Raw genomic sequence first — 20,927 nt, 5'->3', positions numbered from 1 at the left:
CAGATCGCCGGAAGTGAAGCATTGGACTTTAATGCCTTCATTTCCGGCTTTTTACATGCCTCAAATACCCCCTGTTTGATCCAATGTATTGAAAATTAATATATTTGCTCCTCAAATATATCTATGAGGACTATCCTGATTATTTTGTTTTTATTAAATACCGTATGGGGTTCACTGCGTGCACAAACGGCGGAACTGGCCGAGATTGGGGTGGAAGGGGCCACTCTCTTCAGCAGTGAATTGGCTTCCTGGTACGGAACAGACCTGGCACTTGAAAAATATCCGAAGCTACGTGACGAGCTGGGAGGCTATGTTACAACCATGCATACGCATCTTCCGGAAACAGGGTTTTTTATCACGGCAACAGATATATGTACCTTCCGCTTGTGTGAAAAATTTGCAGGATGGAAAGAACACGTGGTTGTTTCACAGACGGACGTTTCCATATGGAATTGTGCGCATGATATACTGGTCGGTAGACCAAGAAATGAGTGGGAAAAAGAAGGGCAGCATAATGAGGAGTCCCATTGATTTATAGGGTATTTGCAGATTGTGTAGCCGGAATTAAAATAAACATAACCTTGCGTTAATATTAAAATTCCGGAAACCGTCCTAATATTACACCCGATTTTCAAACTACGCTGACTTATGGGGGATTTTTACAAGCAAGACAACAAATTTACCTATCTTAATGTTATGTCCGGAGACTTTGCCTTAGAGTCTGTGTATTACATTGGTAGCATTCCGGACGATCCTCAGCCAAACATAGTCGTTTAACGATAGAAGATAAATCGACACAACACGAAGATGCAATGACCGTCAGGTCGAAATTAACACGTCTATTTACATAAAGCATAATAGTAGATTGCATGAACAAGCAGTTTCTTTTAATGGTAGCGGTATGGCTTTCGGCCGTTAGCCCTTCCATGGCCAACGCGGCAGGTCATTTTGTATATGATCAGGTAGCCCGTCAGGAACCTATCAAGGGAGTGGTAGTCGGTTCCGATGGTGCGCCGATACCAGGCGCTTCGATCAAATCGCTGGCCTCCAACAAGGGTACAACGACTAACGAGCGCGGAGAATTTACCTTGCAGGGAGCTGCAGGCGACAAACTGGTGATCACCTTCATTGGTTACACCCAACAGGAAGTGGTAGCCACCAGTACGCCAATGCGTATTACCTTGTCAGGCAGCAACAGCCAGCTGGGCGAGGTAGTAGTAGTAGGTTATGGTAGCCAGACCAAGGCTGACGTAACCGGTGCACTGACCCAGCTGAAAGCAGACAATATCAAACAGGGTGTAAACGTCTCTGTTGACAACATGCTCCAGGGTAAAGTATCTGGTGTGCGTATCGCACAGTCCAGCGGTGAACCTGGTGCAGGTGTGGATGTATTCATCCGTGGTGTGGGTTCTATCCGTAGTGGTAGTACTCCGCTTTTCGTAGTGGATGGTATTCCATTGAGTAATGATAACGTGAGTGCAGGAGGTACAGACTTCGGTCTGGGTTCTTCTGAACCTAAAAACCCGCTGAACTTCCTGAACACCAGCGATATTGAAACCATCACCGTTCTGAAAGACGCTTCTGCAGCGGCTATCTACGGTGCAAGGGGTTCTAACGGTGTGGTACTGATTACTACCAAACGTGGTAGCAGAGGAACTTCTACACTGACTTACGATGCGTACCTCGGTACTTCTAAAGTGATCAAAAAACTGGACGTACTGAATGCTGACGAATATCGTAAAGCGATCAAAGATCCGGCTTATGACCACAAAGGCAATACTGACTGGCAGGATGTGATCTATCGCAATGCATTTGTACAGAACCATAACCTGTCTTTCGCTAAAACTACCAACACCGGTAGCTATATGGCGTCTTTCTCCCGTATGGACCAGGATGGTATCGTTGAAACCAGCTCATTCAAAAGAACAACTGCAAGACTGAATGCGGAAGAATCTTTCTTCGACGACAGGCGCCTGGTTGTTAAGCTGAACCTGACTGCAAGTGATATCGACGAAACCGGTATCCCTAACGGTAATACCGCAGGTTCTGATGGTCAGCTGATCATTCATGCACTGATGGCTAACCCTACCCGTTCAGTATATGATTCTCTGGGTGGTTATACCAACTTTAACATGAACGCTCACTATAACCCTGCTTATCTGTTGAGCATCTATAAAGATAAAACTAACACCTTCCGTGTACTGGGTAACGTAGAAGCGTCCCTGAGACTGTTCAAAGGTCTGAACTATCGTATTAACTACGGCATCGATAAGTCAACTTCTGAGCGTAACTCTACCATCTATCCGAACATTACGGACAGAACGCCACTGGGAGCTTATGCACAGAACAACCTGCAGTCACATACAACCCTGCTGGATCAGTACCTGACTTATAACCGTTCTATCGATAAACATTCATTCGAAGTATTGGGTGGTTTCTCTTATCAGCAGTTTAAATTCGCTGGTACTGCTTTCGGTATGATCAATATCGCAAAACAGGGACAGGGTGTAGATCCTGAATACAACCCGGGTTATTCCGGTACGCCAACCATTCCAAGTGGTTACGCACAGGAGAATGAATTACAGTCTTACTTCGGACGTGTAAACTATAATTACGATAACCGTTACCTGGTAACAGCCTCCCTCCGTGCAGATGGTTCTACCCGTTTCGGTGAAAGTAAAAAATATGGTTACTTCCCATCCTTCGCACTGGGCTGGACCCTGTCTCAGGAAGGTTTCATGAAAGACATCAGCGCTATTCAGAACTTAAAGCTGAGAGCTAGCTGGGGTCAGACTGGTAACCAGGAAGTACCAAACAAAATCACACAGGCAAGCTACTCTCTGGCTACTTCAGCAGGTTACTACCTGTATGACGACCTGAAAGTGGTAAATGGTGTACTGGTAAACCGTACTGCTAACCCGAACCTGAAATGGGAAATGGTACAACAGTATAACATCGGTGCTGACTTCGACCTGTTCAAGGGTAAATTATACGGTTCCGTGGAGTACTATAACAAGACTACCAAAGATCCTATCCTGAACATCCCTTCTGGTCCGCTGAGCCCAACCACTACCGTATGGAAAAACGTAGACGCCAGCATCGTGAACAAAGGATTCGAGTTCACCCTGGGAACTACCCTGATCCGTACAAAAGATTTCAGCTGGTCACTGGATGTGAACGGTGCTACTATCTCTAACGTGATCAAAGATCTGCCGGTTTCTGAACTTTACTCGGGTAGCATTTCCGGTCCTGGTCTGTCTGGTGTAAACGCTAACATCTACAAGAATGGCTACGAAGCGGGTTCATTCTTCATGCTGAAACACCTGGGTTATGACAAGGATGGTAAAGATATCTTTGAAGACAAAAACGACGACGGCGTAATCAACGCTGCTGACAGACAGATCTTCGAAGGTGCTATTCCTAATTTCAACTTTGGTCTGAATAGCCAGATGCGTTACAAAAAGTTCGACCTGTCATTTGCGGTGATCGGACAGACAGGCGGTTACCTGGTTAACAACACTGCACTGGATCTGAACATCAACAGCCTTGCTTCTGACCGTAATGTACTGAGAAAGTTCTATGAAGCAAACGCAAACCCTGCAAATGCGGTACAGCTGTCTACTTTATATCTGGAGAAATCTGACTTCGTTCGTTTAAGCAACCTGCGTCTCGGATACACTTTACCGCTTGAGCGCGTACAGTGGCTGAAATCCGTTAACGTATATGTAAGTGCTTCTAACCTGCTGACCATCACTGGTTACTCTGGTTACGATCCGCTGGTAAACACTACCAAAACAGTTGGTGGTAACCAGTCTCTGGGTATAGATTACACTACTTATCCGGCTGCAAAAACATTCCTCTTCGGCGCAACAGTTAAATTTTAAGAGATTAGATCATGAGAAAGAAATCATTTAAACTTCATATGCTGGCCTGCGTTGCACTGACTGTTGCAATGACGGGTTGTACAGACCTCAAAGAACAAGTGATCGATGAGGTACTGGGTTCAAACAATTCAAATCCTGAGAATGCACTGGCAGCCGCTTATGGTCAGCTGGGCGATGGTACTTTCGTGGACCATGGTAACGTATTTGCTTTGCAGGAATATTCTACGGATGAGGCTATGCTGCCTACCCGTGGTAGTGACTGGGGTGACGGTGGTGTATGGCGGGCTGTACACGAGTTCACCTGGGCGCCTGACAATTCTGTTGTAACCAACACCTGGAACAACCTGAACGCAGGAATAACCAAGTCCCTGACAGCGATTAGCGCTATTAATGGTAAAGCTGATTTTGCCAACAAAAAGCTGTTCCTGGCAGAAGCGAAAGGTCTGCTGGACTTCTACACTTTCCATACCCTCGACATGTACGGACAGGCTCCTTACCGTGATCCGGCTGATGTAAATGCACCGGCAACTGTAAGAAAAGCTGCTGACGCGATCGATGAACTGATCAAAGACGTAGAAGCGATCCTGCCTGATCTGGCTAACCTGAAAGAGCAGAATACACACAATGGTCGTTTCACCAAACAGGCTGCTTATGCACTGCTGGCTGATATGTACCTGAACCGTGCTGTATTCAAAGACCGTTATGCTGCCAGCTTCAAATTTGATGAAGCAGCCGTAGGCGGTACAGGTACAGACATGGATAAAGTAATTGAGTATACTTCAAAACTCATTAACGATCCTGCATTCCACCTGGAAAGCAATTACTTCAAAAACTTCGATATCAGCAACACCGGCGCTCCTGAGCTGATCTTCGTTGTTGTTCAGCAGATCAATACCCTGCGTAACAGCGACAACGATTTCGCTTATATGTCAATGGAAAGAAACCAGAAGCCTTCTCCTGCTAACAGGGGAACAAACGCTTCCTGTATCACTCCTGAGTTCTACGCCACCTGGGATAACAACCACGATGACCCTCGTTTCTCCCGCCACTATCAGTACGCTGACGGTACCTGGTTCATGAACGATGGTACTGACGTAAGTGTACCTGCAACCAGCATCGTTCCTAACAGTGCTTCTCTGCCTTGGTTCCACTTCAACCGTGGTCTGCTGGCTGGTCAGCAATATGGTCCGAAACTGCTGTCGAACGGTACTTTCGAAATGACAGCTGACGGCCGTATTAAAGTAAGCAAACTGACCTGCGAAAAAAATACGTCTCTGCCAATGGACTTCACTCCTGAGCTGAATTTTGATAATCCGGTTCAGGCAGTGTTTACACAGGCACAGATCAACCGTGGTGTACGCGTGTTCAAATGGGAATTCGATCCGGAGAGAGATAACAGCTCCAGCAACGTGGATATTCCATTGTATCGCCTGGGTGGTATGTATTGTATGAGAGCAGAAGCTTACTTCCGTAAGAATCAGGCTAACCTGGCATTGGCTGATCTGAACAAATTACGTACTACCAGAACCCGTGAAGCACTGTACAACAATGCGCCTGGTAAAGAGTTGACCACACTGACAGAGCAGGCACTGTATAACGAAACCGGTTACGAAATGTATTGGGAAATGTACAGAAGAAAGGCCGCTATCCGTTTCGGTAAATTCGATCTGGCAGGTACCGCAAAACCAGCATCTCAGCCATTCAGAAGGATCTATCCGATCCCTCAGTCTACTATGGATGCTACCAAAATTTACACCCAGAACGATAAATACTAATCAAGGTATTTCTTTAACACACACTGAGTATAAAAGGCCTGCCGTTTGGCGGGCCTTTTTATTTATAGGGATGTTGTCTGTGAATTTTTATACATTGTCGTGTTATTCTAAAAGAAGCATTGAATGGATACAACATTTCAGGCAACATTTACTGCCGCCGATATATTGGCACAACTCGATGACTATGCAGAGAAATTTCAATTTCCCATGCTGGACAACGGGTATGTTTACCTTGCGGATTCCCGTTTGTCAGCTTATGGTGATCGGGAAAGATGGATCCTGCTCATTGAAGTAATAGGGTATAATTACCGTGCCGGTGGTCATAGCGGAATTGAAAATTGCCTTTATTTTTTTGGTAATTGTCTGCCGTTTGAGCCTGGTGTACAGAACTTTAATTTTCTGTCCGTAACAGACGATTGTGAAGATGGCGATACTTTTGATCCGGAGAAAAGAGATACGCTGCATCCGAAAGCAGTCTCTATGTTGCTGAACGGGGAAACGATCCCTGTTTCGCATGATCCGGCCTATTACAGCGCCCGTGGCGTAGAACTGGAGAAGGCCCCGGCTATCCGTATATGGGAGTTCTTACGGGCTGTGATCGTTGACCACAGAGAAGGATTTCTGGCACTGGAAGAAGAGATAAGGGACAGGATTCCAAAGGACCTGCCACTGGTATTAAGACTGGATGAATGGCATCATAATGACCTGGCAGGAGAGGAGAAACCTTCTTCAACAGAGACTTTTCAGTTGATCGCGCAGATGCTGGAGACGGGCGATCCGGCATATTATCAGCCAACAAAAGCGGCGAATAATCATTGGAAGAACTGGCCTGACGGAGGTACACTGTAAAGCGCACACCCAATACAACATACAGCCCGCCTTAACTAAAGGCGGGCTGTATGTTGTATACAGATCTCTTGATCTCAGTTAGAATCTTTGACGCGGTTTTGTTCGTTCTGTGCGCTTCCTGTTTTCCGTTGGCGCTGGTTGAAATTTTTTCCAAAATTGTAGACAAAACCGATGGTCGCTACCTGTGTATCGAGATAGTTTCTGAAAGAAGCAGTGGTCATAGCTATATTGGTGATATTACCATCTGAGCGGATGCTATGGAAAATGTCCCGGATACTCAGTTTTAGTGTTCCTTTATCTTTCAGTACTGACTTTTGCAAGCCTGTATTCAGCTGCCACATAGAATTTTTATCGAATTGAGCTGTAACGCTTTTTGTAATATAGAATCCACTCAATTCTGCACTCCAGCCATTCCCAAACCTGAATTGATTGTTTACGTTGGAATACCAATATGTACCGCCGGTACTTAATGGTTGTCCGTAAAGCATCCCATTAAAGTGGTTATTGATGACCTCTGTATAGATATTTGCGCTCCACCATTTGGTGAACTGTTGATAGACATTCACAGAGATTCCTTTATAATTTCTTGTTCCGATATTTCCCGGCCTACTGATAAATGTTGTATTTGTCTGCTCTATTGTTTCAGATCGCAGGTCTGTAGCATAATTATACATGAGAGTAGTCAGAATTTTGCTTTTAAAGAACCAGGAGAATTCGAAGTTGTGAGAGAACTCCGGTTTGAGAAAAGGATTTCCTGCAAAATAGCTGAATTTATCCAGGGGAGATATGAAGGGATTCAGGTCCTGATAATATGGGCGGCTTATCCGGCGGCCATATGAGAAGATAAGCTGATTTCTGGCAGCGCTATCAAGTTTATACGACATATAGAAAGTCGGGAAAAGGTTAGTATAATCGCGTTTGAAAGAAGAGTCAGCCTTCATCGCATTACCCAGCTGATGTCCCTCTGATATCGTATTTTCAAGCCTTAGTCCCAACTGAAATGAAAACCGTTTAATATCGCGGTACAGGTTGATGTAACCTGCATTTATATTTTCCTTGTAGATAAATTGATTCGAGAGATCGTAATCCAGGACTCTTTGGTCATCTATAATATCAAAATAACTGGCCTGATTGTCGGTAGATACATAGCTTGTTTTTACGCCTGTTTCCGCTTTTATTTTCTTAAAAAGGTTGAAGCTATAATCCGCTTTAGCAGAATATATTTTTATACCAGTTGGGAGTTCTCCTACTGTTTTTTCTTCGCTTTTGAAGATGTGGCCATCAAGGTATAGCCGGTTTTCAAAAGAGAGGTCATTATTGATGTCATAGTGGATATAATCAAGGTCAACAGTCAGTAATTTACCTGTACTGTCAAATTGGTGACTAAAATTGAGGTTGAAATTGGATTTTGTAAACTTAGAAAATTGCGCGTTAGCTGCTTCCACTGTGGAATCCAGTTTCATTGTACTGCTGAGTAGCTGGCTATAGATACTCCGGCGGTCAACGGGCCTTGTATCCAGACCACTCCATGCTACACCAATGGTTGTTTTATCAGATACATAATAATCAAGACGGGTTTGCGCATTATAGGAGACACTTTCATTTTTGAAGCGTGTCGTTTGTTGAAATATGGATGTAAGCTTATTTTCGGCATCAAAATAGTTCCTGTTCAGATCGAGTTTACGGAAGGTATTCTGATTGTTATAGCTGGCGTTCAGCAGGATAGCTATTTTGTTGCTGCGGAAATTGATATTAAGACTTTCATCTGTCCGCCAGTAGATACCCTGACTATAGTTGGCAGCAATATTGCCATTAAAGCCTTTTATTTTCGCACGTTTGGTCAGAATATTAATGACACCGGCGTTTCCACTGGCATCATATCTGGCAGGAGGATTGGTCATAATTTCTATTTTCTCAAGGGTGCCTGCCGGTAAGGATTTGAGATAACTGGCAAGCTGGGAACCTGACAAATAGGTTGGTTTGTTATCTATATATACTACAACACCCGATTTGCCTTTCAAACTTATTTCTCCATTTTCATCCACGACGATACCAGGAGATTTTTGAAGGACTTCCAATGCATTGGTGCCGGTATTTGATACCATCGCCTCGACGTTAACGATCGTTCTGTCAATTTTTTGCTCCAGGAATGGCTTTTGTCCGATAACGGTCAGTTCCTTCAGGTTGCCTCCATCGCCTTTTTGCAGCTTAATGTTAGGCAAGGCGACATCCTGCTGTATTGTATCAATATTTATGGCCGAACTGAGATACCTTTTAAATCCGATATATGTTGCTATCAGCAGGTATCTTCCACTTTTCAGATCTTCAAAAATAAACGTTCCGTTTTCTTTTGTGATACCGGTTTTTTGCAGGGAAGAATCACTGGCATGTAGCAGTGCTAATGAAACACCTGGTAAGGGCATTCCCTGGTCATCCGTGACGGAGCCTGTGAGCCTCATAGCGTTTGCCTGCCCGAGGGCAGTGTTGATCAGAAATATGACAGTAACGATAGTAGCGGATAGTGTCTTCATATTTTGAAGGAAGGAATTTATGTGAAGGGGCATAAGTGCCCCATAGGGTTCCGGTGGCGGAAACCTATAGGGTAATATTATAAAGTGTTTATACGATGCTTATTTTACGGCACACGCTGGTAGCTGAGTACAGTTGTACCAGGTGATTTTATATATTTTTCTTTGAATTTTTCGAAAAGGGTTGTGGGTTGTTTCACATCATTAACCAGGAACTCGGTATTACTTAATTTGTAAGAGAAAAGCTGTGCTTTATCTGTTACGACTTTAGCTTTAACGATATCTGATATAATTTTATGCTGGGTTTCTTCATTCTCTCTGGACAACTTTTCTACATTTTGCCTTGCAGCAGCTGCGGATTGCTCATTCCGCTCTTTTAATTCTTCCATACTAAGTGGAGGAGCGCTTACTAGTGGTGCTGTTGTATCCATGGTTTTTATGTTTTGAGGTGTCGTCCTAATAAGCGACTGCGTGTATGAGGCTGAGGGTTGTTGTTCAGGGGTTGAAAATGCAACAGCGAAGACGCTGATAACAACGAAACAGGAGATTAATGAGATCTTTTCCATAACATTCAAAGTTGTATTGTTATTGTTGAGGATGCGTTTTACTCTTTCCAGCAGTTGATTTTTCCTTCCGGGAAAGGCCATTTCATATGTCATGGATATATTATGATCCTGAAAGGCGACGAGTGCATTGATAAACTTGCCTTTATCCTTGGTAACGGCAATGGCGATATCATCGCAGCAATGCTCCCTTTCCTGACGTATGAGGGCAGAAAGCCATAATATGGCCGGATTAAAAAAGAATATCATTTCTGCAAAGCTCTGCATAAGGTTTACCAGGTAATCCCTACGTTTTATGTGAGCCAGTTCATGTAGTAGAATCGCTTCGATCTGATCTGCCGGTAACTGGGACATCAGCCCGAAGGGAATTAATATAACTGGCTTGAGAAATCCAATTACAGCCGGTGCCTTCACAATTTCTGACTCCAGCAGGAGTACGGCTTTCGTTATCCCTAATTGCCGCCTGAAGGTGTTTATTCTTTGTTTCCAGTAGGAGTCAGGTTGATGCGTTTTACGGTATCTTATTCTTTGCAGGTAGTTCAGTGAGGAGAGCATTATTACAAACTTGCAGCTGAATATAATAAACCATATAGTAACAATCAGTGGGGCGTGTCTGTCAAAATAGGCGATAAATCTTTCACTGAACGGCCGCTGCTCGTACACCTTGTCCTTTTGTATAATAGCAGGAGGGAAAGAAGCATCCTGCTGCACAACTGTGGTTTGGGGAGCTACACCTGAGAGGGCTATGCGGTCATTTGAAAAGGTCCTGTACACTCGCTGGAAGGTAAAGCCGGATACAATTATAAATAGCAGAAAAAGTCCCGACAAGAGGTTGTATCGCAAAGTGGGGATGGTTTTTCTTGTTATAATAATAACAAGGCCGGCGAGTAGGGTTATTACAAGCCCTTCCCAAAGAGAATGTATCAGCGTCCAGCATATTGCTTTCAGCAAAGGTTCAGGAAGAAAAGATAATTGCATAGCGTGAAGTTTATACCGTTTTGAGTTCCGTAATTCTAGTGTTATCACTAAGCTGAAATGAAGGTACGATTTTTTTCGTACGAAAAAAACTATAACTTTTTTTTTGAAAGTCAGGTAAGTTTTTCTCCTAGAGAATCAGCAGTATAGGAGCAAAGGAGGCTTCTTTGTAGCAGGCTGACCCGTACCAGTATCTTCTCGCTATTCTTATAAGATACCACTTCGCAGGAAAAACCGGCGAGCGGACCACTGCTGATCAGTAGTTCTTTTCCGGGAGGAAAATAGTCCGCGGATAATTCTATCCCGGTACTTTGTTCGGAAACTATACGGATATAATGAATAATCTGCTCACTGATGCGGGATAGTTCGTTACCCGTTTTTACATAATACAGGGCGCCATTTGTATTGAGTACGTTATAATAGTGCTCGATGTTATTGAGGTAAACGAAAATGTAGGAGGGAAAGAGTGGCATTTCGACATATTTTTTCCTGTCATGCCAGGTACGGAGCATCCGGGTCATTGGTAAAAAAGATGTGACATTTAATTCAGATAGTCGGGTGTGTAATTTCTTTTCGTGTCTGGGCATGGTGTATAATGCATACCAGCCTTCAATAAGTTTATTCATGGCTATTATGGGTTAAAAAGTGAACTGGGGGGCCTGAGTTTATCGTGTGATGGGTAAATTATTCAAGATTGTCGAGGAGTTATTTAGTAATGTTACGTTTTTTCATTGCGGTTTTTACCAAAAGTATTTGTAAGTCAAGTACAGTCTTGAGTGTATTCATGATGCAGTGAAAATGTAATGTGATTTATATATTTTATTGAAATAAATTTGTTTAGGTATTTCTAATTTGGGGTTTTCTTCACTATATTTATTAATAAGTATGTTGCCCGTCATGCGCTAACACCGCGTTATGTAAAAGGTTAGCCTAGTAGTATCTGCTTTTACATCTTTGTATTTTAAAAAAATTAGTTATGAGATGCCTGGCTCTTGTTTATAGAGTGCAGAAAAAATGGGTCCGGGAGGAAAACCTTTTTCCACCTTAAGGTGGCAGATGATTTTTATGCATGTTCGTATACGAGTTGACCTATGTAACCATTGATAACACCATTAGACATTAACATTTGCGTTACTCTAAATAACTATACTCTATGCCGGCAGAGACGATCAATTTAGCAATTGTAGATGATCTCCTATTGTTTCGTAAAGTGCTTAAAAATTATCTTTTAGAACAGGATAATATTAATGTATTAATACAAACATCGGATATCTCCGAGCTTTTCCACAAATTAAAAGATTTCCCCGTTGATGTCTTACTGTTAGATGTATTTATGTCCAATCTGAATGCCCTGGATGTTTTAGCTTTTATTCGCAGAGAGTATCCTGAGATCAAGGTGCTGATCGTATCCGGTTGTACGGAATTACATCTGATAAGTGAACTGCTGGACTATGGGATACACGGATATATTTCTAAAACCGACGAGCCGGAGGAATTGCTTCAGGCAATATTAATGGCTTCCAACAATAAGCTTTATTGTAATAAATTGTTGACAGAAGCTTTGTATTGGAATCGCCAGAATAAGCTTGGTGAGCATCTTCAGACTTCGACTGTTGAACTAAATGACCGTGAAAAGAAAATTCTGCAGATGTTGTGGGATGAAAAGAACAATCGTGAGATAGCGGAAGAACTCTTTCTTAGTATCAGGTCAATAGAAAAAATAAGGCAGGATATGAAGGAGAAATTGGGTGTTCGCTCTACAGTTGGTTTGCTGAAATATGGGATATCAAAAAAGATTATTGAGAAGGAGAAAACTGATGTGCGGAAAAGTGCATCATGTTTTAACATTGTTTCGTAAAATCCGAAGTGAGAATTAGTAATAGCACTCTACTTCGCCTCAGTTGTTTCGACTAATTTGTCGATACTAATTTTTAATAGCGCTGTCGCATTTGACGGCATTGATTTTCAAATGAATAGTAAGGTTTGTTACTTACCATGGCGAGAGCTTTGTCCCAAGGTTTCCTATTGTTTGATCACCACACCTTCATTATCACCGCTTAAGGTTTCAGTATATTTTTAACAAACGAATCATGGACCTGGTTGCTGCATTAACGAACGCCGCATCGAAGGATAAAGCAGGTATTACTTTTATCCGCTCTTCAGGCGTTGAGGAAAAAATAACATACAGGGAACTGTATAGAAACGCCTTGGCTCTGCTTTCTGCGTTACGACAGAAGGGAGTAACCAGCGGTGATGAGGTGGTGATCCAATCAGATGACAGCAGGACCTTGCTGACTGTTTTCTGGGCTTGTCTCCTAGGGAAGATGATTCCCGTCCCATTATCAACAGGTGTGCAGTCTGAGCAAAAAACGAAAGTTTTCAGCGTGTGGAAGTTTCTTTCGCATCCTTATCTCTTTTGTGATCCACTTCAGGCTGAGAGGATCAGATCGGCTGCAGAAGATGATGAATGGAATGAAATGTCTGACAGAATTATACTGCAATCTGAGTTGAAGGAAGAGACAGGGGAGATCAATATTCCATCAATACAGTCCGCAGATCTTGCTTATGTACAATTTTCGTCGGGATCCACAGGTAAGCCTAAAGGAGTATGTCTGACGCATGCTAATCTTAGGGCCAACGTCTATGATATTATCAGGAGCCTTGAAATCACGGACGCCGATACCCTGCTTAGCTGGATGCCGTTGACGCACGATATGGGGATGATAGGATTTCACCTGACCGGTGTAGTCGGCAATATCGATGCCGTATCAATTGAAACGGCAGCTTTTATAAGAAGACCGTTATTATGGATGGACAAAGTGACTGCGCACAAGGCGACGGTATTGTTTACCCCAAATTTCGGATTTCATTATTTTTTGTCAGCGATAAAAGGAAGAGCTGATTTTGCCTGGGATTTATCCAGCGTCCGGATTATTGTAAATGGTGCAGAATCCATATCAAGGACATTGTGTATTGATTTTGTAGAACAACTTAGCCAATATGGTCTTCGCGGCAATAGTATTGTATCAGCTTATGGATTGGCGGAGGCCTCTGTTGAAGTAACTGCGATGCCTCCTGGTACCCCTGTAAATTACTATTATTTACAGCGGTCCAGTCTGAATGTGGGAGACCGGATAATTGAACAGGCAGAGGACGCCGATACAGGCGTTTGCTTTGTCGACGTTGGATATGTTGTGTCTTCCTGTATGTTAAGAATATGCGATGATGCCGGTAATATACTGCCGGATCAGGTTGTCGGGCATATAGAGATCAAGGGGGATAACGTTACTGCCGGTTATTATAATAATCCCGAAGAGACAAAAAAACTGTTTACTGATGATCACTGGTTGAAGACGGGAGATATTGGATTTATGGCAAGTGGCCGGCTGATCGTAACGGGGAGAAGGAAAAACCTTATCATTATAGGTGGACAAAATTATTATCCACAGGATATCGAGCGCGTTATAGCAGATGCGGGCATCGGTGGATATGGAAAGATTGCAGCTGCATCTTTTACCAGGGACGCCGATACCGGAGAAAAATTACTGGTGTTTCTATTATATAAGGGAAAACCCGGTGAGTTTGAGCCTTTAGCCGAAGCAGTTAAAAAAGCCGTTAAAGCGGGAATTGGCCTTCATGTTTACGAGGTAGTGCCCGTCACGCAATTTCCTAAGACGACGAGTGGTAAAGTGCAATATTTCAAGCTTATTACATCGTATCTCGAAAAATCTATTGACAACCCTCGGCCGCCGGACGCTGATAATACACTACTGCCGGCCGTCGTATCCGTAAACAAGGAAGATCTGGAGATAGGGTTATTGCAAAGGGCTGCAAGCTTACTTGGAATTGACCGGATCACCGCGGAGATGAATCTTTTTGAAAGTGGCATGAATAGTATCCTGGTCCTACAGTTGTGTAAAGAGATCGAGGGGTGGACAGGGTTGGAATTGTCGACGGATACAGTGTTCAGTTATAATAATATAAGGGACCTGGCGATGCATATTTCGACTGTATCACCTGGCAGGAGTATCAGAACTGTATCTTCTTACAACGATGTGCACTGTGTGGAGCTATCTGCGGAACAAAAAAGGATCTGGTCAGAATGTAAATTATATCCGGCTTCTTCTGCTTACAACGTGCCCGTAGCCTATCAGATCAGTGGCTCGTTTGATGTCCGGATTTTCGAAGCTGCTGTCAGGCAACTGATAGAAAAATATGAAATACTTCGTACTTCATTTGAGCTGGTGAAAGATAGTCCGCAGAGAATCGTTCATCCTTACAACGATGGTCTTTTCCATGTGATCAATATCAGGGATACGATGCAAAATCCTGACGACGCCCGGAAAACTATGGCCGCATTTGTGAATGAACCTTTTTTACTGGAAGAACCATCTCAGTTAAAGGCAAAAATTGTCCGTTTAAAGGAGAATGAGTATCTACTTGTTCTGGTAGTGCATCATATATTGATTGACGGCTGGTCTATGTCAAGGTTGTGGGAAACGCTCTGCACTACTTACAATCAATTGAGGAATGATTTACCAGCGCATGTTACAGATCTTCCTGTTTTGCAGTTTAGCAGTTATGTCGCATGGCAGCGGGAACTGATGTCATCTTCTTACATGGAGCAACAACGTCAGTACTGGATAAAGGAACTGGCGGGTTTTTCATCCCCTGTTGGACTTTCGGGCACTGAAAGCGGTATTGCAGCTGGTAATGTTTTACGTACCGCCGGCCACAGGCATCTATTCAATAAACAATATTTTTCACAGATCAGACAGTTGTCTGTACAATATAATACAACGCCCTTTACCATCGTAATGGCGCTGTTAAATGTGCTGTTGCACCGGTATAACAATAGTAAAGATATTGTACTTGGATTTGATGTATCGGGACGGATCTCAGCAGAAATGGACAGTATGATCGGTTATATGTTGAATACCCTGTGTTTAAGAACGCACATTGATGGCCAGCAGACTTTACCGCAAATCATTTCGCTGACCAGACAAAAGGTACTTGAGGCACTCAATAACCAATTATATCCCTTTGAGGCACTAATGAGTGATATTGGCAACAACAGATATCAGACGCCTTTTTTTAACTTGTTAGTATTATATCAGAATTTTTTAGCTGATGATTTGAAGATTGGATTTGAGGGGTGTCTGATTGAAAGGGAGCATATCAGCGTCAATAATGGCTTTACCAATGTGGTAGTACAATTCTGGGAGAAAGGGGAGCAGCTTGAGATGGTAATTGAATACAATGTCTCTCTGTATGGCATGCCTGAAATAGCCCGTTTGGCCACACATTTAGAAGGCATATTGGATGCTATCGCTATTGACGAACATGTCAGTATTGCAGCTATCGATTTTCTTACAGCGGCGGAAAAGAAGATACTCTGGCCAGCCGTACCCCGAATTTTTGATCTGCTACATCTGAAAAGACCAGTACATACAATCTTTGAACAGCAGGCAGCGCTTGCGCCTGCTGCTGTAGCCGTCAGGGCTGGTGACAGGATACTGACATATGGGGAGCTTAACAAAAGAGCAAATTGTCTTGCTCATTCTATCAGACAGCGTATTAACGTGCAGCCTGACGAGAAAGTAGGTTTTCTGGTCAGCCGGGACGAAAGTATTGTAGTCGCTATGCTGGCTATTCTTAAAACTGGTGCTGCCTATGTGGCAATCGATCCGGAACTTCCGCTAAATCGTTGTGCCTATATTGCCAGTGATAGCGGGATGAAATGTCTTCTGACAGATACTGCAAACTTTGAGCGCCTTACTGATTGTTTTCAGGAGCAGATGTTGCTGAATATTGCTGATCCTGCAATTTATAAGAACAACCGTTCAAATCTACCTTTTGAGAGTACAATGAACAGCCTGGCTTATGTCATTTACACCTCCGGGTCAACAGGTGTTCCTAAAGGTGTTATGATCGAGCATGAGACGCTGGCTAATTATGTACTTTATTTCAGTCGCTATTTTGATATCAGGTCTTCAGATATATTCATTCAGCAATCTTCCGTATCATTTGATACTTGTGTGGAAGAGATCTTTCCTGCGTTATGCGCACAGGGTGGAATTGTTATTGCTCCTGGCGGAGGCAGGGATATAGATCACCTGTTGTCGCTGATATGTAATCATGGGGCCACCATTCTGTCTTCCACGCCCCTGGTCCTTAATGAGATCAATTATAGGGCGGACAGCCGGATCGCGACGCTAAGACTTGTTATCAGTGGAGGAGATGTTCTTCATCCGGCAAATATCGACCGGCTTTTTCAAAATATGGCGATATATAATACTTACGGTCCCAGCGAATGTACAGTGTGTGCTGCCTATAAAGAAATTACCGATATACACGAAGCATCTCTGATAGGTGTGCCGCTTTTTGATTATCAGATTCATATTCTGGATGATAATCTTCAGCCTATGCCATTGGGTAAGTTAGGCGAGATGTATATAGAAGGAGGCACTGCCAGGGGATATCTTAATCAACCGGAACTGACCTCCCAGCGATTTATAGCAAGTCCCTTCGATAGTAAAAAGAGATTATTCAGGTCCGGAGATATTGGGCGTATTTTGGATTCGGGTGATATCGAATTTGTAGGCAGGAATGATTTTCAGGTAAAAGTAAGAGGATACAGGATAGAGCTGCAGGAAATAGAAAAGGTGATCACAGCATTCCATACAGTGAAAGCTGCGGCTGTCGTAATCGGTGACAAAGAGGAACTGGTCGCCTGTATTACGGTTGCGAAGGGGTATGTTGATAGCGCTCTTCGCCTGCACCTTGCTGAATACCTTCCGGTTTATATGATTCCGTACAGGTTTGACATATTGGAAAGTCTTCCACTCACACCTACCGGAAAAATTGACAGGAAGGAGTTGATAACGCAGATTTCCTCTACAGAGAGACTTTCACCATTATATATTGAGGCATCGGAAGAAACTGATATAATGCTGGCGGAAATTATAAGGACTGTGTTGGAGCTGAAGCGTATCGGTATCGACGACAACTTTTTTGAATTTGGATGCAATTCTATCAGGGCTGCATTAATAGCAGGCAATATATTTAAAGAGACAGGATTTTCAGTACAACTCAGAGACATCTTTACATGCCCGACCATAAGATTGTTATCTGCCAGAATCAATCAATTGTCAAAATCGACTTACGCGGAGATATTTCCAGTAGCGGCGTCTACGCACTATGAACTTTCACCTTCACAAAAAAGGTTATGGTTGTTGCATAGGATAGATGAACACTCTTATGCCTATAATGAAGGGTTGCTTTATGAACTGCTGGGAGGTGTGGAACCAGCGACTGTCAGTGCGGCTTTTGACCTCATCGTAAAACGACATGAGGTACTGAGAACGAATTTTGCAGCACATAACGGAGAACCTGTTCAGATCATTCATCAGCCAGGAGTCGAGCCGCTGAATTTCATATATAAGGAGTGGACAGATACCAATATTGACGTTTATGACTGGCTGAAAGGATTGGCAGAAGAACAATTTTTGCTGGAACAGGGACCATTGTACAGGATCATCCTGGTAAGGATCTCGTCAAAACGCCATCTATTGGCAGTTGTAATGCATCATATTATCACTGACGACTGGTCGTCCAGGATACTGATGGATGAATTCAAGGAGATTTATGGAGCATTAAAAAGAGGGAAGACACCACATCTTTCTGTCCCGGCTCTTCAATATAAAGACTATGTAAATTGGGTGAATAAAAGAACACATCAGGATAATGTACAGCAACAGCGATTTTACTGGAGCAGTATCTATCAGGATGAGTTACCCTTACTTACTATACCCTATGATTTCAAACGACCTGTTGTGAAAAAAACGATCGGAGCGTCGGTTGTAAGGCATTTAAATCCGGAGTCGGCAAGAAGGCTGGAACATTTTTGTATCAGGGAGAATGTGAGTCTGTACATGCTTTTGGTGTCAGCACTCAGTGTGTTGATTGCCAGGTATAGCGGCAGATACGACATGGTTATAGGGGTACCGACGTCCGGGAGGTCTCATCCTGATATTGAGCGTATGATGGGTTTTTTTGTGAATGTATTGCCATTGAGGATGAGCTTTTCAACAGAAGACCGCCTGTGTAATCTTTTAAATTTGACACGGCAGACATTGCTGGACGCATACGCAAATCAGGATTATTATTTTGAGAACTTTCTCGACGGAGTGCAGGCAGGCAGGGATCTTAGCCGTTCCTCTATGTTTGATGTTCTGCTCAACCTGAGTGAGCAGGATATGATGGGAGCCACAATTGATGATGTTCAGTTAAAACGGAAAGAAAGACTAGTTAACGGGAGTAAATATGACCTGGAGATTTATGCAGACCGGAAGGTCGATGGTTTATCCCTGACATTTCAATATGACAAGCATCTTTTTGCTGAGATGACGATAGAACGCCTCATAGGACATTATATCAATATCCTGGATGTATTTGTCAATCAACCTGATATTTCTGTTGGGAAACTGGCTTTTCTCAGTGAGTCGGAAAGAAATCAGTTATTATATGACTTTAATCCAATCCGGGAAATAAGTGCAGCTGAAACAACAGTAGATATGTTTTTACGAATGGTAAAACAGCATGCAGAGAAGCCCGCTGTGACCAGTTCGGGCAAGTCATTTACCTATGATTACATCAACGTACAATCTGATCTGATCAGTAGTTACCTGATAAGTCAGTATGAAATAAAGCGAGGAGACAGGGTCGCATTACTATTGAACAGATCGGAAAGAATAGTTGTCTCTATTCTGGCCATCTGGAAGGCTGGTGCTACTTATGTGCCGGTGGATATCCAATTGCCGACTGCCAGAGTTGTTGATATATTGGAGGATGCATGTCCGGTACTGGTTATCACTGACAGGCTGGAATTTGCCATAACGAATGATATGTTGGCCTGTGAGGTGTTTATGTATCCCTGTTCAGACAAGATGAGTTCACTTGTGCTGATGGCCGGGAATGATATAAAGCAGGTACAACCCGCAGCCGAAATAGCCTATATAATTTATACTTCTGGTTCGACTGGTAAGCCCAAAGGCGTGGAAGTATATCACGACTCGCTGGTAAACCTGCTGCTTAGTGTACAGAAGACCCCGGGAGTTACAGACAGGGATGTTGTGCTGTCAGTAAGCAATTACACATTTGATATTTCTGTTAACGAGTTTTTTGTGCCATTGGTGAGCGGTGCCCAGCTGGTATTGGCAAATAGGGAAGAAGTAGCTGATATTCGAATGCTGAAGCGGCTTTTTGAGAAGGTTAGTCCATCTTATATGCAGGCAACACCCAGTTTTTGGTCAGCGCTCATTGACAGTGGATGGAATGGCAGTGATCAGTTAAAAGCAGTTACCTGTGGAGAGTCGCTATCAGAAAACCTGAGGTCTTTGCTCGTCTGCCGTGCAGGAAGTTTGTGGAATATGTATGGTCCTACTGAAACTACCATATTCTCAATAGGAGGCGTAGTTACGGCAGATGATGGAATTGTAACTATAGGGCGTCCCTTGAGAAATACGGAAGTGTACATTCTGGATAGTCAGCATCAGTTGGCGCCTATCGGGGTATATGGAGAATTGTTTATTGGAGGAGAGGGTGTGGCGAAAGGGTATTTTAATCAGCCGGTCCTTACCGTACAGCGTTTTATAGATGGTCCTGCTGAAACCCGGGGACGTTTGTATGCGACCGGTGACATTGGGAAGTGGCTGCCTGACGGAAATATTGTGTTGCGCGGCAGGAATGATAATCAGGTGAAGGTGAGAGGTGTCAGGATAGAGCCCGAGGAAATTGAACACGTATTTATGGGCAATGTCATAGTCCGGGCAGCGGTCGTCATTAAGCATTATGGGGAGAACGGAGATGACAGACTTATAGCTTTTGTGGTTTATAAACTTCCTGTTGTCACAAACCGGGAACAGATACTTCGGGAATATTTACGTCAACATTTACCTGTCTATATGATACCGGATCGTTTTATTGAGATGGAAGAATTCCCACTGACGCCCAGTGGAAAGACAGACAGAAAGCAGTTAGACGCCAGTTTATCCCTGCTGGAACAGCCGCTTGCCAGCAGGCAACAGATATATCCTGAAACGGACACTGAAAAACTACTTTTCTATGCATGGGAGCAGTTATTGGGTCACAGCAACTTTGGCGTTATGGACAATTTTTTTGACATCGGCGGACATTCTCTCAAAGCAAATAAATTATTGAATCTCATATTCAGTGAAATTGGAATAGAGGTCAGACTGATAGATGTGTTTACACGTCCCACCATCAGGGAGCTGGCATTATTTATCGAACAACAGGAGCAAAATAACTACTACTACATAGAATTATCATAAG

Annotated in this window: 9 protein-coding genes; 6 read left to right on the top strand and 3 right to left on the bottom strand. The window is 43.2% G+C overall.

Annotation, left to right across the window (positions count from 1 at the left end; translation table 11 throughout):
* Positions 1 to 123 precede the first annotated feature (123 nt).
* The 4 genes from CPIN_RS25785 (at position 124) to CPIN_RS25770 (ending at position 6,508) form a co-directional block, all read left to right on the top strand.
* Entirely contained in the window at positions 124 to 531 is a 408-nt protein-coding gene (locus CPIN_RS25785) for a hypothetical protein (protein WP_012792804.1), read from the top strand.
* Positions 532 to 869: 338 nt separating this feature from the next.
* Entirely contained in the window at positions 870 to 3,884 is a 3,015-nt protein-coding gene (locus CPIN_RS25780) for a SusC/RagA family TonB-linked outer membrane protein (protein WP_012792802.1), read from the top strand.
* Positions 3,885 to 3,895: 11 nt separating this feature from the next.
* On the top strand, positions 3,896 to 5,659 hold the full coding sequence (locus CPIN_RS25775; protein WP_012792801.1) for a RagB/SusD family nutrient uptake outer membrane protein: 1,764 nt from the start codon (positions 3,896 to 3,898) through the stop codon (positions 5,657 to 5,659).
* 123 nt (positions 5,660 to 5,782) lie between these two features.
* Positions 5,783 to 6,508, top strand: a complete 726-nt coding sequence (locus CPIN_RS25770; protein WP_012792800.1) for a DUF7003 family protein — start codon at positions 5,783 to 5,785, stop codon at positions 6,506 to 6,508.
* A 74-nt stretch (positions 6,509 to 6,582) separates the two neighbouring features.
* Here CPIN_RS25770 and CPIN_RS25765 read toward each other — a convergent pair whose 3' ends face one another.
* The 3 genes from CPIN_RS25765 to CPIN_RS25755 all read right to left on the bottom strand — a co-directional run bounded on the left by CPIN_RS25765 (position 6,583) and on the right by CPIN_RS25755 (position 11,200).
* Entirely contained in the window at positions 6,583 to 9,039 is a 2,457-nt protein-coding gene (locus tag CPIN_RS25765; RefSeq protein WP_012792799.1) for a TonB-dependent receptor, read from the bottom strand.
* 104 nt (positions 9,040 to 9,143) lie between these two features.
* A complete protein-coding gene (locus tag CPIN_RS25760) occupies positions 9,144 to 10,577 on the bottom strand; it encodes a M56 family metallopeptidase (RefSeq protein ID WP_012792798.1) in 1,434 nt (477 codons plus the stop codon).
* Positions 10,578 to 10,687: 110 nt separating this feature from the next.
* Positions 10,688 to 11,200 carry a UpxY family transcription antiterminator gene (locus CPIN_RS25755; protein WP_012792797.1) on the bottom strand — a complete coding sequence of 171 codons (513 nt, stop codon included), beginning with the start codon at positions 11,198 to 11,200 and terminating at the stop codon, positions 10,688 to 10,690.
* A gap of 527 nt (positions 11,201 to 11,727) precedes the next feature.
* Between CPIN_RS25755 and CPIN_RS25750 the strand changes: the two genes are divergently transcribed.
* Complete coding sequence (locus CPIN_RS25750; RefSeq protein ID WP_012792795.1) at positions 11,728 to 12,432, top strand: response regulator transcription factor; 705 nt, start codon at positions 11,728 to 11,730, stop codon at positions 12,430 to 12,432.
* A gap of 232 nt (positions 12,433 to 12,664) precedes the next feature.
* Positions 12,665 to 20,926: a non-ribosomal peptide synthetase gene (locus tag CPIN_RS25745; protein WP_012792794.1), complete on the top strand. Its 8,262-nt coding sequence runs from the start codon at positions 12,665 to 12,667 to the stop codon at positions 20,924 to 20,926.
* Position 20,927 lies beyond the last annotated feature (1 nt).

It is taken from the genome of Chitinophaga pinensis DSM 2588 (assembly GCF_000024005.1).
GTDB lineage: Bacteria > Bacteroidota > Bacteroidia > Chitinophagales > Chitinophagaceae > Chitinophaga > Chitinophaga pinensis.
Note: the sequence above shows the minus strand (reverse complement) of the source record. Positions and strands in the feature narration are given on the sequence as shown.

Coding starts and splice junctions, on each gene's coding strand:
- CPIN_RS25785 (WP_012792804.1), top strand. CDS start 124: ATGAGGACTATCCTGATTATTTTGTTTTTATTAAATACCGTATGGGGT.
- CPIN_RS25780 (WP_012792802.1), top strand. CDS start 870: ATGAACAAGCAGTTTCTTTTAATGGTAGCGGTATGGCTTTCGGCCGTT.
- CPIN_RS25775 (WP_012792801.1), top strand. CDS start 3,896: ATGAGAAAGAAATCATTTAAACTTCATATGCTGGCCTGCGTTGCACTG.
- CPIN_RS25770 (WP_012792800.1), top strand. CDS start 5,783: ATGGATACAACATTTCAGGCAACATTTACTGCCGCCGATATATTGGCA.
- CPIN_RS25765 (WP_012792799.1), bottom strand. CDS start 9,039: ATGAAGACACTATCCGCTACTATCGTTACTGTCATATTTCTGATCAAC.
- CPIN_RS25760 (WP_012792798.1), bottom strand. CDS start 10,577: ATGCAATTATCTTTTCTTCCTGAACCTTTGCTGAAAGCAATATGCTGG.
- CPIN_RS25755 (WP_012792797.1), bottom strand. CDS start 11,200: ATGAATAAACTTATTGAAGGCTGGTATGCATTATACACCATGCCCAGA.
- CPIN_RS25750 (WP_012792795.1), top strand. CDS start 11,728: ATGCCGGCAGAGACGATCAATTTAGCAATTGTAGATGATCTCCTATTG.
- CPIN_RS25745 (WP_012792794.1), top strand. CDS start 12,665: ATGGACCTGGTTGCTGCATTAACGAACGCCGCATCGAAGGATAAAGCA.